Below are 13648 nucleotides of genomic sequence, written 5' to 3' on the forward strand. Positions count from 1 at the left end.
ATACATGTGCGGAATTGTCGGATACATCGGCAGGCGTGACGTCGCGCCGCTGCTCCTCGAAGGCCTCCAGCGCCTGGAGTACCGCGGCTACGACTCGGCGGGCATCGTCGTGACCTCGCCGAAGGCGGCGGGCCTGAAGATGGTCAAGGCCAAGGGCCGCGTCCGGGACCTGGAGGCCAAGGTCCCCAAGCGCTTCGCCGGCACCACCGGCATCGCCCACACCCGCTGGGCCACCCACGGCGCGCCCTCCGACCACAACGCGCACCCGCACATGTCGGCCGACAACAAGGTGGCCGTCGTCCACAACGGCATCATCGACAACGCCTCCGAGCTGCGGAAGAAGCTCGAAGCGGACGGCGTCGAGTTCCTCTCCGAGACCGACACCGAGGTCCTCACCCACCTCATCGCCCGCTCCCAGGCGGAGACCCTGGAAGAGAAGGTCCGCCAGACGCTGCGCCTGATCGAGGGCACATACGGCATCGCGGTCATGCACGCCGACTTCCCCGACCGGATCGTGGCCGCCCGCAACGGCTCCCCGGTCGTCCTGGGCATCGGCGAGAAAGAGATGTTCGTCGCCTCGGACATCGCCGCGCTGGTCACCCACACGCGGCAGATAGTGACACTGGACGACGGCGAGATGGCCACCCTCAAGGCCGACGACTTCCGCACGTACACGACGGAGGGCACGCGTACGACGGCGGAGCCCACCACGGTCGAGTGGGAAGCGGCGTCCTACGACATGGGCGGCCACGACACGTACATGCACAAGGAGATCCACGAGCAGCCCGACGCCGTCGACCGCGTCCTGCGCGGCCGGATCGACGACCGCTTCTCCACGGTCCACCTCGGCGGCCTCAACCTGGACGCCCGCGAGGCGCGTGCCGTGCGCCGCGTGAAGATCCTCGGCTGCGGCACCTCGTACCACGCGGGCATGATCGGCGCCCAGATGATCGAGGAGCTGGCCCGCATCCCCGCCGACGCCGAGCCCGCCTCCGAGTTCCGCTACCGCAACGCGGTCGTCGACCCCGACACCCTGTACGTCGCCGTCTCCCAGTCCGGCGAGACGTACGACGTGCTGGCCGCCGTACAGGAGCTGAAGCGCAAGGGCGCGCGGGTCCTGGGCATCGTCAACGTGGTCGGTTCCGCGATCGCCCGCGAGGCGGACGGCGGCATGTACGTGCACGCGGGCCCCGAGGTCTGCGTCGTCTCGACGAAGTGCTTCACGAACACGACGGTCGCCTTCGCGTTGCTCGCCCTGCACCTGGGCCGCACCCGCGACCTGTCGGTCCGCGACGGCAAGCGGATCATCGAGGGCCTGCGCAAGCTGCCCGCGCAGATCTCCGAGATCCTGGAGCAGGAGGAGGAGATCAAGAAGCTGGCCGAGGGGTACGCCGAGGCCCGCTCGATGCTCTTCATCGGCCGCGTCCGGGGCTACCCGGTGGCCCGCGAGGCCTCCCTGAAGCTCAAGGAGGTCTCGTACATCCACGCCGAGGCGTACCCCGCCTCGGAGTTGAAGCACGGCCCGCTCGCACTCATCGAGCCCGCCCTCCCCACGGTCGCGATCGTCCCCAACGACGACCTCCTGGAGAAGAACCGCGCCGCCCTGGAGGAGATCAAGGCCCGCAGCGGCCGCATCCTCGCGGTGGCCCACCAGAACCAGGAGAAGGCCGACGAGACAATCATCGTCCCGAAGAACGAGGACGAGTTGGACCCCATCCTGATGGGCATCCCCCTCCAACTCCTCGCCTACCACACGGCCTTGGCCCTCGGCCGAGACATCGACAAGCCGAGGAACCTGGCCAAGTCGGTCACGGTGGAGTAACGCCTTTTGTGCGGGGTCGGCTGCCGCCCCCGTGAACGTGAACGATCCCTGTGCGTGCCACCAGCGCACAGGGATCGTTCCTTCGAGCCGGGGCCGCCCATTTCCCCGACCGCTTCAGCATTCGGAGGGGTCACCCCTCTCAAGTCCGCGACTTCGCTTGAGCAGGGCTCCCATCTTTGGCCCGCGGTTGCCTCAACCGGTAGCCGTCACACCGTTCCTGTGGACTGAGCCCCGCTCAGCCGCACGTCCCGAACGGTCTTGGACGCACTGGTCCCCGGCGTACTCGACCCCGGGGCAGCGACACGCATCCTGTGCGTGGTCCGGGCCCGGGAGGCCAGTTCCCTGCACGACCTGGCCAATTGGGTACGGCCAGAGGCGACGGGGAGGCCCTGAACCATCAACTCCGGTAGAGCAGGGGCCCCGCACGCTGGCACCGTACTCGGCGTCCCAGATCGCACGATCACGCTAACCCGGACGACCGAGGCCACCGCAAGCCTAGAAGCCGACCATCACACGATCGAGCTAAACCGTCCTGATGCGCGCCGCTCGGCAAACAGTTGCCCTTGCCGTCGCGCCGTCGACCACCCGGAATACCCGAGGCCGAAGGCCAACAGGGTGAGTCCGAGCGCGAGATGGCCAAGGATCGTGGTGGTGCTTCCCGTTCCCGCGGAGACGTCATTGTCCACAGCGGGCTCCCTTCGTGCATGTACCTGTACCACTTGTGCAGTGACCGGTATATGCCCTTCACAAGCGCACAAACACATCTACGCACGAGTAGCTTCGCGCAGCGCAAAAAGGCTCTTCACAAGGGAGTTGACCGTTCCCGCCGCCCATCTCACCTGGGAGAAGGAGGAGTTACGGAATGACGACGACCGGGCGCTGAGCCCGCTTCGCGAGCCGCCCGGCCACCGAGCCGAAGATGCGCCCGACGATGCCGTGCGTCGATCCGACGACGATGGCGTCGGCCTCGTACTCCCGCCCCACCTCTTCGAGTTCGTGGCAGATGTCGCCGCCACGCTCGACAAGGATCCAGGGCACCTCGGCCAGATAGTCCGCGCAGGCGAGTTCGAGCCCGAGGACCTCGGTCCGGTGGTCCGGCACGTCGACGAAGACGGGTGGTTCACAGCCGGCCCACACCGTGGTGGGCAGCCGGTTGGCGACGTGCACGATGATCAGGCCCGAACCGGAGCGGTGGGCCATGCCGATGGAATACGCGAGGGCGCGCTCACTCGACGTCGAGCCGTCGAAACCGACGACGACACCGTGCTTGAACGCGGGGTCGCAGGACTGACGTGATTCTTCCGCCGCCAAGGGCTCGGCCGCCGTGGGTTCGGCGACGCGGCGCTTGCGGTCCGCGGGATCCAGGAATTCGTGACCGGCCATGGGATTCTCGGCGTTTTGATCCTCGTGATGGGACAACGTGACGGCACAGACGGGACAACAGTGTGCGGCGGAGCTGTGTCCGGGAATCATCTTCCCAACCCCATACCCCCAAGGGTACGGCGGCACGCCTCCTCAGCCCACATCCCGTACATGCTCCGGACGGGTTCCAGGGAGCATGCACGAGGGGGCGCCCGTAACGCAATGGTTGCTGTCACGTACAGGCTGTTTCCACAGGGTTCGCCTACATCTCGCCCATGCCGATCACGCGCACGCACATGTTCCGGACACCGTGGCCAGTGACCGACTGCTCGAACAGACGTTGAACCCCGTGACCCACCGCCACAGGGAGCAGCCATGACCTCACCGACCCAGGACTCCGCGAGCGATCTCGTCCGCTGGGCGGCCTTCAGCTGCGTTCTGGTCCCCGTGGTGCTCGTCCTCTACGGCACCTCGCTGGCCGGTGCGGCCGGTACGGCACTTGGGCTGGCGGCCGTGACAGGGGTGTGCCGGGTGCTGCTGCGGCAGTCCGAGCGGGGTGCGGCGCGACTGCCGGCCGAGGAGAGCGCCCCAGCGCGGGGGCGGCACGGCAGGGCCCCTGCGGGGACCCACCGGAGCGGCCGGCACTCCGGCGGAACTACACCGGTCGACTGACCTGTTTTCGCGCACGCGGACGACGCTTTTCAGCCAACTTCCGGCTACCGTACGCCCCTTGGCCGAACAACCCCCAAACCCCTGTTCCACCTGCACTGAAAGGGTCCAGACGGGTCCGCGCACCCTACGCGGATTGGCCACTGCGACGAGGCGCACTTCCCTGCACGCCCCACGAGTGCAACGCTTCGTGATCGAATGCTTTACGCCAAGTTGCCAAGTCGACAATCTGCCGAGTACCGAACTGGTCACCTCGGCATCATGGGACACAGTAGATTCGATCTTGACTGTCTACGGCGGGGGACTCGTGCAGGACCGAGGGGAAACGTGCAGGAGCGACACAACCGAGGAGCCGCGACCACCGAGGGGGGCTTAGCAGTATGAGCCACGACTCCACTGCCGCGCCGGAAGCCGCGGCCCGGAAACTTTCCGGGCGACGCCGCAAGGAGATCGTCGCGGTGCTGCTGTTCAGCGGCGGCCCCATCTTCGAGAGTTCTATACCACTTTCGGTGTTCGGGATCGACCGCCAGGACGCCGGAGTGCCGCGCTACCGACTGCTGGTGTGCGCGGGTGAAGAGGGCCCACTGCGGACCACAGGCGGGCTGGAACTCACCGCGCCGAACGGCCTGGAAGCGATCGCGCGAGCAGGCACGGTCGTCGTGCCGGCCTGGCGTTCGATCACCGCGCCGCCACCGGAGGAGGCGCTCGACGCACTGCGCCGGGCACACGAAGAGGGCGCACGGATCGTAGGTCTGTGCACAGGCGCGTTCGTCCTCGCGGCGGCGGGCCTGCTGGACGGCCGTCCGGCGACAACACACTGGATGTACGCACCGACGCTGGCGAAGCGCTATCCGTCGGTCCACGTCGACCCACGCGAACTCTTCGTGGACGACGGCGACGTACTGACGTCCGCGGGCACGGCGGCGGGCATCGACCTGTGCCTGCACATCGTGCGAACGGACCACGGCAACGAGGCGGCCGGTGCGCTGGCCCGCCGACTGGTGGTCCCGCCGCGCCGATCGGGCGGCCAGGAGCGCTATCTCGACCGGTCACTGCCGGAGGAGATCGGCGCCGACCCGCTCGCCGAGGTCGTCGCCTGGGCGCTGGAGCACCTCCACGAACAGTTCGACGTGGAGACACTGGCGGCACGCGCGTACATGAGCCGTCGTACGTTCGACCGCCGCTTCCGCTCTCTCACGGGCAGCGCCCCGTTGCAGTGGCTGATCACGCAACGCGTTCTCCAGGCCCAGCGTCTCCTGGAGACGTCGGACTACTCGGTGGACGAGGTCGCGGGTCGCTGCGGCTTCCGTTCCCCGGTGGCCCTGCGCGGTCACTTCCGCCGCCAGCTGGGCTCGTCCCCGGCCGCGTACCGCGCGGCGTACCGGGCACGCAGACCACAGAGCGAACGCTCACCGGAACCGGACGGTCCGATGAGCGGGTCGCAGGGCGGCCACGGAGGCATGGGTACGCCGACCACGGCCGGCCAGGGACACGGGCACGGCCCGAGCCACAGCCAGGGCGGACACGACCGTGCGCACCCGGAGAGCCCGGTCCCGATGCAGGCCCGCCGTACGGCGGCGGCGGCGAGCGCTGTCGGCTCGTCGGCGTCCATGTCGACGGACCACAGCCGGGACGCGTACGCCGGAAGCCGCGCGAGCCTCCCGGGCCAGCGAAGCGGAACGTAAAGCTGCGCAGGCTGGACGGGCTGGGGGTACGTTCCCCAGCCCGTCCGGCGTTTGCGTGGCGAGCAGAGCACGCGCGCTTCTCAGCGCCGGTCGGCACCATCCAGCCCGTCCGGCGATTGAGGACAAGGCCGTCCAGGCCGGAGCGGGGGCCCGGGGGCGGCAGCCCCCGGCGAGGCCCGCACCAGCGCCGGGTGCCGAACCCCCCGCACAAACCACACCGCACCGCCGGTTCGCCCCGCGCCACCTCCCCGTAAGGTGAGACGCATGAACGATCGCATGGTGTGGATCGACTGCGAGATGACCGGTCTCTCGTTGTCCGACGACGCGCTCATCGAGGTGGCCGCACTGGTCACCGACTCCGAGCTGAACGTACTCGGCGAGGGAGTGGACATCGTCATCCGTCCGCCCTCCTCGGCGCTGGAGACGATGCCGGAGGTGGTGCGGCAGATGCACACCGCGTCCGGCCTGCTCGACGAGCTGGCCGGCGGCACGACGCTGGCAGAGGCCGAGGAGCGGGTCCTGGCGTATGTGCGGGAGCACGTCAAGGAACCGGGCAAGGCCCCGCTGTGCGGCAACACCGTCGGCACGGACCGCGGCTTCCTGCTCCGTGACATGGGATCCCTGGAGAAGTACCTCCACTACCGGATCGTGGACGTCAGTTCGGTGAAGGAGCTGGCCCGGCGCTGGTATCCGAGGGCGTACTTCAACAGCCCGCCCAAGAACGGCAACCACCGCGCCCTCGCCGACATCCGCGAGTCGATCGCCGAGCTGCGCTACTACCGCGAGGCGATCTTCGTCCCGCAGCCGGGCCCCGACTCGGAGAGGGCCCGCACGATCGCGGCGAAGCACGTCCTGCCCGCGGCCCAGTAGGGCGGCAGGGCGGTACGGCCACCCCCGAGGAAAGCCGGGCGCGAGCACCCCTTCGGACCCTGTACACTTTTTCTCGGCCGGTCAGGAAGCCTCCACGGAAATCCTCAGCCGGTCATGGTGGGTGTAGCTCAGCTGGTAGAGCACCTGGTTGTGGTCCAGGATGCCGCGGGTTCAAGTCCCGTCACTCACCCTGAACGATCAAGGGCTGACCCGTGAAAACGGGTCAGCCCTTAGTCGTGTCCCGGCACTTGCGAACATCATGGGAACACCGCCCCCCGGGAGTTCCAGGGGGCCAGGGACCCGGTGCGACTCGGTGCGCCCCTCAGGACGACGTACGGGCCATCAGTTCCGTAGGCAGTACCACCCGGCGTCGCTCCAGCACCCGGGATGCCGTGGGGCGGCGGTCGGCCACCTCCTCGAGCAGGAGGTCGATCATCGCTCGACCCATCTCCACTATCGGCTGGCGGACGCTGGTCAGGGGCGGGTCCATGTGGCGGGCTATGGCCGAGTCGTCGTAGCCGACCAGGGCCACGTCGTCGGGTATGCGGCGGCCCTGTTCGCGCAGGACCTGGCGGGCTCCCGCCGCTGTGACGTCCGAGCCGGCGAAGACCGCGTCCAGGTCGGGGCGGCGGGACAGGAGGCGGGTCATGGCACGCCGGCCGCCCTCCTCGGTGAAGTCGCCCGGTTCGATCAATGCCTCGTCCACCTCGTGGCCCGCCGCCTCCAGGGCTTCGCGGTAGCCGTCGACGCGGCGCTGGGCGCCGTACACGTCCAGGCGGCCCGTGATGTGGGCTATCTTGCGGCGACCCCGGGCGAGAAGATGTTCGGCGGCTTGCCGGCCGCCTCCGTAGTTGTCCGAGTCCACCGAGGTGAGCGTTTCCGCCGCGGACCTCGGGCCGCTGATCACGGCCGGGATCTCCAGCTGCTCCAGCAGGTCGGGCAGCGGGTCGTCCGCGTGGGTCGAGACCAGCAGGACGCCGTCGACCCGGTGGGCGGCCAGGTACTGGGCGAGGCGCTGGCGTTCCCTGTCGCTGCCCGCGAAGATCAGCAGGAGCTGCATCTCCGTGTCCGAGATCGCCGCGCCGACACCGCTCAGCATGTCCGAGAAGTACGGTTCCGCGAAGAACCGGGTCTCCGGCTCGGGGACGACCAGCGCGATCGCGTCCGTGCGGTTCGCCGCGAGGGCGCGGGCCGCCGTGTTCGGAACGTAACCGAGTTCCGCTACCGCCGTCTCGACCGCCGCGCGGGTCGCGTCGCTGACCCGCGGGGAGCCGTTGATCACCCGGGAGACCGTGCCGCGGCCCACTCCGGCGCGCGCGGCGACCTCTTCCAAGGTCGGCCGGCCACCGCTGCGGCCCCGCGCTCCGTGGCTTGCCATATGGCTCCGCCCTTCCGCTGTCATCGCCCTGGCCTGGAATCTAACAGTCCTGCCCGGGGGCGCCGACCGCTCGCCCTCGCCCTCCGGGGGCCGGTTTCTCCGGCCTTCCGCTTCCGCCCGGAACAGCTCACCGCCAGTCACTTGCCGGTCACCGGGGCAGCCGCTCCCGTGCCGCGGACTGGCCGATCTCCATCGGTCCGCGTCGGGTTCGTACCGGCCCGCCGAGTTAGCTAACAGGCAGATAACTGAACGCGCTCCTCCCGTCATCGCCCTTGACACCCCCGCCCGGACCGACGAACCTTCAACACATCACCGATGGGAGCGCTCCCACGGTACCTGACACATACACATCCCGCACGTTCCCCGCCCGAGCCGCAGCGCTGAATCAAGACGAACTAACGGGCCCAACAATGCAGTTGGCCGGGGGGTCGGCACGTCAGGGCAACAGGAGGACGCAATGCGAGCACGTACCCGAACCGCCCGCCAGGCGGTGGTCCTCGCGGCCGTAGCGTCGCTGGGCACCGGGCTGTTGGCCGGCTGTGCCGACGACGGCGGCGGCAGCGACGGCGGCAGCAGTTCGGCGCCCGGCGGTGGCGACGGCAACAGGACCACCATCACCATGGGTCTCTTCGGCACGATGGGCTTCAAAGAGGCCGGTCTCTACACCGAGTACGAGAAGCTGAACCCGAAGATCAAGATCGCCGAGAACGTCATCGAGCGGAACGAGAACTACTACCCGCCGCTCCTCAACCACCTCGCCACCAACAGCGGCCTGCAGGACGTACAGGCCGTCGAAGTGGCCAATATCGCCGAGATCGTGGACACCCAGGCTCCCAAGCTGATGGACCTGTCCAAGGTGGAGGGCGTCCAGGCGAGCACCTGGCTGGACTGGAAGTGGCAGCAGGCCACCACCAAGGACGGCCAGACGGTCGGGCTCGGCACCGACGTCGGCCCGATGGCCATCTGCTACCGGAAGGACCTGTTCCAGGCGGCCGGTCTGCCCACCGACCGCGAAGAAGTGGGCAAGCTGTGGGCGGGCAGTTGGGAGAAGTTCGTCGAAGTCGGCCAGGACTACAAGGCGAAGGCCCCGGCGGGCACCACCTTCATGGACTCGCCCGGCGGTCTGCTCAACGCCATCCTCGGCAGTGAGAGCGAGAAGTTCTACGACTCCGCCGGCGAGGTCGTCTACAAGACGAACCCCGCCATCAAGGCCGGCTTCGACCTGACCGCCAAGGCCGCCGAGGACGGACTGGTCGGCGCGCAGACGCAGTTCCAGCCCGCCTGGGACACGACGATCGCCAACAGCAAGTTCGCCGCGATCTCCTGCCCGCCGTGGATGCTCGGCACCATCAAGGGCAAGTCGAAGCCGGACTCCGCGGGCAAGTGGGACGTCGCCGTGCCGCCCAAGGCCGGCAACTGGGGCGGCACCTTCCTCACCGTGCCCAAGTCGGGCAAGAACGCGGAGGAGGCGGCGAAGCTCGTCAAGTGGCTGACCGCCCCCGAGCAGCAGGCGAAGCTCTTCAGCGTGCAGGGCAACTTCCCGAGCACGCCGGGCGCCTACACCCTGCCCGAAGTCACCGGTGCGAAGAACGAGATGACGGGTGACGCGCCGATCGGCACGATCTTCGGCGAGGCCGCCAAGGCGATTCCGGTCCAGATCATCGGCCCGAAGGACCAGATCATCATGCAGGGTCTGAGTGACAACGGCGTGATCCTGGTGACCAAGGGCAAGTCGGCCAAGGAAGCCTGGGACACGGCCACGAAGACCATCGACAACAACCTGGAGAAGTGACCGGTATGTCCGCCCGGCACGACATCGCCGCGCCCCCCGCCAAGGAGGGGGGCGCGGCCCCGGCCCGTCCGCCCGCCACCGAGGTTCCCGAGGTGGACAAGCGCCGCCGGGACCGGCTCTCGCGCCGTTGGCAGCGGGACCTGCGCTGGAGTCCGTACGCGTTCGTCTCGCCGTTCTTCCTGCTCTTCCTCGCCTTCGGGCTCTTCCCGCTGATCTACACGGGCTGGGCCTCGCTGCACTCGGTGGAGCTGACGGCGCCCAACGACATGGAATGGGTGGGGCTGCGCAACTACACCCGCCTCTTCGACGACGAGTTCTTCTGGAACGCGGCGCAGAACACCCTGACCATCGGCATCATCTCGACGGTTCCTCAGTTGCTGATGGCGATGGGCCTGGCCCACATCCTCAACTACAAGCTGCGCGCCTCGACCTTCTACCGGGTCGCGATGCTCGCGCCGTACGCGACGTCGATCGCCGCCGCCTCCCTCGTCTTCGTGCTGCTCTTCGGCCGCGACTACGGGATGATCAACTGGGTGCTGAACGCCGTCGGCATCGACAACATCGACTGGCAGAACGACAAGTGGCCCTCCCAGTTCGCCGTGTCGACGATCGTCATATGGCGCTGGACCGGCTACAACACCCTGATCTACCTGGCCGCGATGCAGGCCATCCCGCAGGACCTGTACGAGTCCGCGGCCCTCGACGGCGCCTCGCGCTGGCGGCAGTTCATCCATGTGACGCTGCCCTCGCTGCGCCCGACGATCCTGTTCACCGTGGTCGTCTCGACCATCGGAGCGACCCAACTCTTCGGTGAGCCGCTGCTGTTCGACCCGAACAAGGGGGCGTCCGGCGGCCCCGAGCACGAGTTCCAGACGCTCGGGCTGTATCTGTACGAACAGGGCTGGGTCAACCTGCACCTGGGCCGGGCCTCTGCCATCGCCTGGACGATGTTCCTGATCCTCATCGTGATCGGAGTCATCAACTACGTCATCTCGCGCCGGCTGCGCGCCAGTAGTTAAGGAGAACCGGCCGTGACGACGACACTGACGAAGCCGCCCGCCCCGGACGAGACGTCCGCCAGGCAGCGGCGCACCAAGGCCAAGCGCGCCGGCGGGCACATGCACGCCGGACCGATCGCGTACATCATCCTCGCCCTGTTCACCATCGGCTCGCTGTTCCCGCTGGTGTGGACGGCGATCGCCGCCTCGCGCGACAACAACCGGCTCGCGCAGACCCCGCCGCCGTTCTGGTTCGGCGGGGGCCTGTTCGACAAGCTCGAACTCGCCTGGGAAAACGCCAACATGGGCGAGGCGATGATCAACACCACGCTGGTGGCCGGAACTTCGGCGATCACCATCGTGGTCATGTCCACCGTCGCCGGGTTCGCCTTCGCCAAGCTGCGCTTCCGAGGGCGGGGCGCGCTGCTGCTGATCGTGATCGGCACCATGATGGTGCCGCCACAGCTCATGATCATCCCGCTCTACATGGTGGTCGCCGAGCTCGGCTGGACCGACCAGCTCCAGGCCGTCATCCTGCCGTCGCTGGTGAACGCCTTCGGGGTGTTCTTCATGCGGCAGTACCTGGTCCAGGCGCTGCCGGACGAGATCATCGAGGCGGCCCGGGTGGACGGCGCGAGCAGCTGGCGCGTGGTCTGGCACGTGGTGTTCCCGGCGGCCCGGCCGGCGATGGCCGTCCTGGGCATGCTGATGTTCGTCCAGACGTGGAACGACTTCCTGTGGCCGTTCCTGGTGCTGACCCAGACCGGCAGCCCGACCGTGCAGGTCGCGGTGGCGGGCCTGGGCCGCGGGTTCACCCCCGACCAGTCCCTGATCATGGCGGGTGCGCTGCTCGGCACGCTTCCGCTGCTGATCGTCTTCGCGATCTTCGGCAAGCAGATCGTGGGCGGGATCATGCAGGGCGCCGTCAAGGGCTGACCCGCACATCGACCTTCGTACGGGAACTTCTGAAGGACTTCGTACGGGAACCTCTGGGGGCCGGGTCACCGCCGCCTCGGCCCCCTCGCACTCTCCCCCCACTTCCCACTCCTCCTACCCGTCGGTCTCCACGACCTCCTATGGGAGCGCTTCCATGCCTGAACCCGTTACCCCGGTGACCTTTCCTCCCGCCTTCCTCTGGGGCGCAGCGACCTCCGCGTACCAGATCGAGGGGGCGGTGCGGGAGGACGGCCGCACCCCCTCGATCTGGGACACGTTCAGTCATACGCCGGGCAAGACGGCCGGCGGCGAGCACGGTGACATCGCTGTCGACCACTACCACCGCTACCGCGACGACGTGGCGATGATGGCCGACCTGGGCCTGACCGCGTACCGCTTCTCCGTCTCCTGGTCGCGCGTCCAGCCGACCGGACGTGGTCCCGCGGTCCAGCGCGGCCTGGACTTCTACCGGCGCCTCGTCGACGAGTTGCTCGAGCACGACATCAAGCCGGCGGTCACCCTCTACCACTGGGACCTCCCCCAGGAGCTGGAGGACGCGGGCGGCTGGCCGGAGCGCGAGACCGCGCTGCGCTTCGCCGAGTACGCCCAGATCATGGGGGAGGCGCTGGGCGACCGCGTCGAGCAGTGGATCACGCTCAACGAGCCCTGGTGCAGCGCGTTCCTGGGCTACGGCTCGGGTGTGCACGCCCCCGGCCGCACGGACCCGCTGGCCTCCCTCCGGGCGGCCCATCACCTCAACCTGGCGCACGGGCTGGGTGCTTCGGCGCTGCGCGCGGCGATGCCCGCCCGCAACACGGTCGCGGTGAGCCTCAACTCGTCGGTGGTCAGGCCGCTTTCGCAGGACCCGGCCGACCTGGCGGCGGTCCAGAAGATCGACGACCTGGCCAACGGCGTCTTCCACGGCCCGATGCTGCACGGCGCCTACCCGGAGACGCTGTTCGCCGCCACCTCGTCGATCACGGACTGGTCGTATGTCCTGGACGGCGACCTCGCGCTGATCAACCAGCCGTTGGACGCGCTGGGCCTCAACTACTACACGCCGGCGCTGGTTTCGGCGGCCGAGGAGAAGCCGGCCGGCCCGCGCGCCGACGGTCACGGGGCGAGCGACTTCTCGCCGTGGCCGGGGGCGGACGAGGTCCTCTTCCACCAGTCACCGGGTGAGCGCACCGAGATGGGCTGGTCGATCGACCCGACGGGCCTGCACGACCTGATCATGCGGTACACGAAGGAGGCGCCGGGCCTGCCGATCTACATCACCGAGAACGGCGCCGCCTACGACGACAAGCCCGACCCCGACGGCCGCGTCCACGACCCCGAGCGGATCGCCTACCTCCACGGCCACCTGCGCGCGGTGCGCCGCGCGATCGCCGAGGGCGCGGACGTCCGCGGCTACTACCTGTGGTCCCTGATGGACAACTTCGAGTGGGCCTACGGCTACGGCAAGCGCTTCGGCGCGGTGTACGTCGACTACTCGACCCTCGCCCGTACGCCGAAGTCGAGCGCCCTCTGGTACGGCCGCGCGGCCCGCAGCGGCACGCTGCCGCCGGTGAACGTCGAGTAAGGAGCCGCCGGGGGCGGTGAGCGGGGGGCCTGACGGGGGACGGCGCGCGGCACCTGAGGGGGGTGCCGCGCCCCGGCACGTCCCGGAGACGGTCGCCGCGGTCAGCAGAACACCGACGGAGGTGGCGCCGGGGAAGCGACCGCCGCCGAGTCCATGACCGGCACGGCCCCGGCCGCCAGAGGCGGTGAACGGGGGGCTTGACGGGGGACGGCGCGCGGCACCTGAGGGGGGTGCCGCGCCCCGGCACGTCCCGGGGACGGTCGCCGCGGTCAGCGGAACACCGACGGGGGTGGCGCCGGGGAAGCGACCGCCGCCGAGTCCATGACCGGCACGGCCCCGGCCGCCAGAGGCGGTGAACGGGGGGCTTGACGGGGACGGGGCGCGACACCTGAGGGGGGTGCCGCGCCCCGGCACGTCCCGGAGACGGTCGCCACGGTCAGCAGAACACCGACGGGGGCGGCGCCGGGGAAGCGACCGCCGCCGAGTCCATGACCGGCACGGCCCCGGCCGCCAGAGGCGGTGAACGGGGGGCTTGACGGGGACGGGGCGCGACA

Annotated in this window: 11 protein-coding genes and 1 tRNA gene; 9 read left to right on the forward strand and 3 right to left on the reverse strand. The window is 69.1% G+C overall.

The features are described from left to right. The first annotated feature begins 4 nt into the window (after positions 1-4). Complete coding sequence (gene glmS, locus ACH4TV_RS06610) at positions 5-1822, forward strand: glutamine--fructose-6-phosphate transaminase (isomerizing) (protein ID WP_398394830.1); 1818 nt, start codon at positions 5-7, stop codon at positions 1820-1822. A gap of 509 nt (positions 1823-2331) precedes the next feature. Here the strand turns inward: glmS and ACH4TV_RS06615 are convergent. Both ACH4TV_RS06615 and ACH4TV_RS06620 read right to left on the reverse strand, forming a co-directional pair. Continuing rightward, the gene (locus tag ACH4TV_RS06615; RefSeq protein WP_398394833.1) at positions 2332-2508 is read right to left on the reverse strand and encodes a hypothetical protein; all 177 of its coding nucleotides are present in this window, start codon (positions 2506-2508) and stop codon (positions 2332-2334) included. Positions 2509-2677: 169 nt separating this feature from the next. After that, on the reverse strand, positions 2678-3205 hold the full coding sequence (locus tag ACH4TV_RS06620) for a universal stress protein (protein ID WP_398394835.1): 528 nt from the start codon (positions 3203-3205) through the stop codon (positions 2678-2680). A 354-nt stretch (positions 3206-3559) separates the two neighbouring features. On the opposite strand from ACH4TV_RS06620, the gene ACH4TV_RS06625 reads away from it, so the two are divergent. The 4 genes from ACH4TV_RS06625 (at position 3560) to ACH4TV_RS06640 (ending at position 6598) form a co-directional block, all read left to right on the forward strand. Beyond that, positions 3560-3856, forward strand: coding sequence for a hypothetical protein (locus ACH4TV_RS06625; protein ID WP_398394837.1), 297 nt, complete (start codon positions 3560-3562; stop codon positions 3854-3856). Between the two features lie 377 nt (positions 3857-4233). Next, positions 4234-5538 (forward strand): helix-turn-helix domain-containing protein, encoded by a 1305-nt coding sequence (locus ACH4TV_RS06630; RefSeq protein WP_398394839.1) that lies wholly within the window; start codon positions 4234-4236, stop codon positions 5536-5538. Between the two features lie 264 nt (positions 5539-5802). Beyond that, a complete protein-coding gene (gene orn, locus ACH4TV_RS06635; RefSeq protein ID WP_398394841.1) occupies positions 5803-6408 on the forward strand; it encodes an oligoribonuclease in 606 nt (201 codons plus the stop codon). A gap of 117 nt (positions 6409-6525) precedes the next feature. After that, positions 6526-6598, forward strand: a tRNA-His gene (locus ACH4TV_RS06640). Between the two features lie 132 nt (positions 6599-6730). Here the strand turns inward: ACH4TV_RS06640 and ACH4TV_RS06645 are convergent. Then, entirely contained in the window at positions 6731-7786 is a 1056-nt protein-coding gene (locus ACH4TV_RS06645) for a LacI family DNA-binding transcriptional regulator (RefSeq protein WP_398394843.1), read from the reverse strand. Between the two features lie 457 nt (positions 7787-8243). On the opposite strand from ACH4TV_RS06645, the gene ACH4TV_RS06650 reads away from it, so the two are divergent. The 4 genes from ACH4TV_RS06650 (at position 8244) to ACH4TV_RS06665 (ending at position 13094) form a co-directional block, all read left to right on the forward strand. Further along, on the forward strand, positions 8244-9578 hold the full coding sequence (locus ACH4TV_RS06650) for an extracellular solute-binding protein (protein WP_398394845.1): 1335 nt from the start codon (positions 8244-8246) through the stop codon (positions 9576-9578). 5 nt (positions 9579-9583) lie between these two features. Next, positions 9584-10597 carry a carbohydrate ABC transporter permease gene (locus ACH4TV_RS06655; protein ID WP_398395398.1) on the forward strand — a complete coding sequence of 338 codons (1014 nt, stop codon included), beginning with the start codon at positions 9584-9586 and terminating at the stop codon, positions 10595-10597. Between the two features lie 12 nt (positions 10598-10609). Next, on the forward strand, positions 10610-11512 hold the full coding sequence (locus ACH4TV_RS06660; protein WP_398394847.1) for a carbohydrate ABC transporter permease: 903 nt from the start codon (positions 10610-10612) through the stop codon (positions 11510-11512). 154 nt (positions 11513-11666) lie between these two features. Continuing rightward, complete coding sequence (locus ACH4TV_RS06665; RefSeq protein ID WP_398394849.1) at positions 11667-13094, forward strand: GH1 family beta-glucosidase; 1428 nt, start codon at positions 11667-11669, stop codon at positions 13092-13094. Positions 13095-13648 lie beyond the last annotated feature (554 nt).

It is taken from the genome of Streptomyces sp. NPDC020898, from assembly GCF_044333925.1.
Lineage (GTDB): Bacteria > Actinomycetota > Actinomycetes > Streptomycetales > Streptomycetaceae > Streptomyces.

Coding starts and splice junctions, on each gene's coding strand:
- ACH4TV_RS06655 (WP_398395398.1), top strand. CDS start 9,584: ATGTCCGCCCGGCACGACATCGCCGCGCCCCCCGCCAAGGAGGGGGGC.
- ACH4TV_RS06630 (WP_398394839.1), top strand. CDS start 4,234: ATGAGCCACGACTCCACTGCCGCGCCGGAAGCCGCGGCCCGGAAACTT.
- glmS (WP_398394830.1), top strand. CDS start 5: ATGTGCGGAATTGTCGGATACATCGGCAGGCGTGACGTCGCGCCGCTG.
- ACH4TV_RS06645 (WP_398394843.1), bottom strand. CDS start 7,786: ATGGCAAGCCACGGAGCGCGGGGCCGCAGCGGTGGCCGGCCGACCTTG.
- ACH4TV_RS06625 (WP_398394837.1), top strand. CDS start 3,560: ATGACCTCACCGACCCAGGACTCCGCGAGCGATCTCGTCCGCTGGGCG.
- ACH4TV_RS06620 (WP_398394835.1), bottom strand. CDS start 3,205: ATGGCCGGTCACGAATTCCTGGATCCCGCGGACCGCAAGCGCCGCGTC.
- ACH4TV_RS06665 (WP_398394849.1), top strand. CDS start 11,667: ATGCCTGAACCCGTTACCCCGGTGACCTTTCCTCCCGCCTTCCTCTGG.
- orn (WP_398394841.1), top strand. CDS start 5,803: ATGAACGATCGCATGGTGTGGATCGACTGCGAGATGACCGGTCTCTCG.
- ACH4TV_RS06650 (WP_398394845.1), top strand. CDS start 8,244: ATGCGAGCACGTACCCGAACCGCCCGCCAGGCGGTGGTCCTCGCGGCC.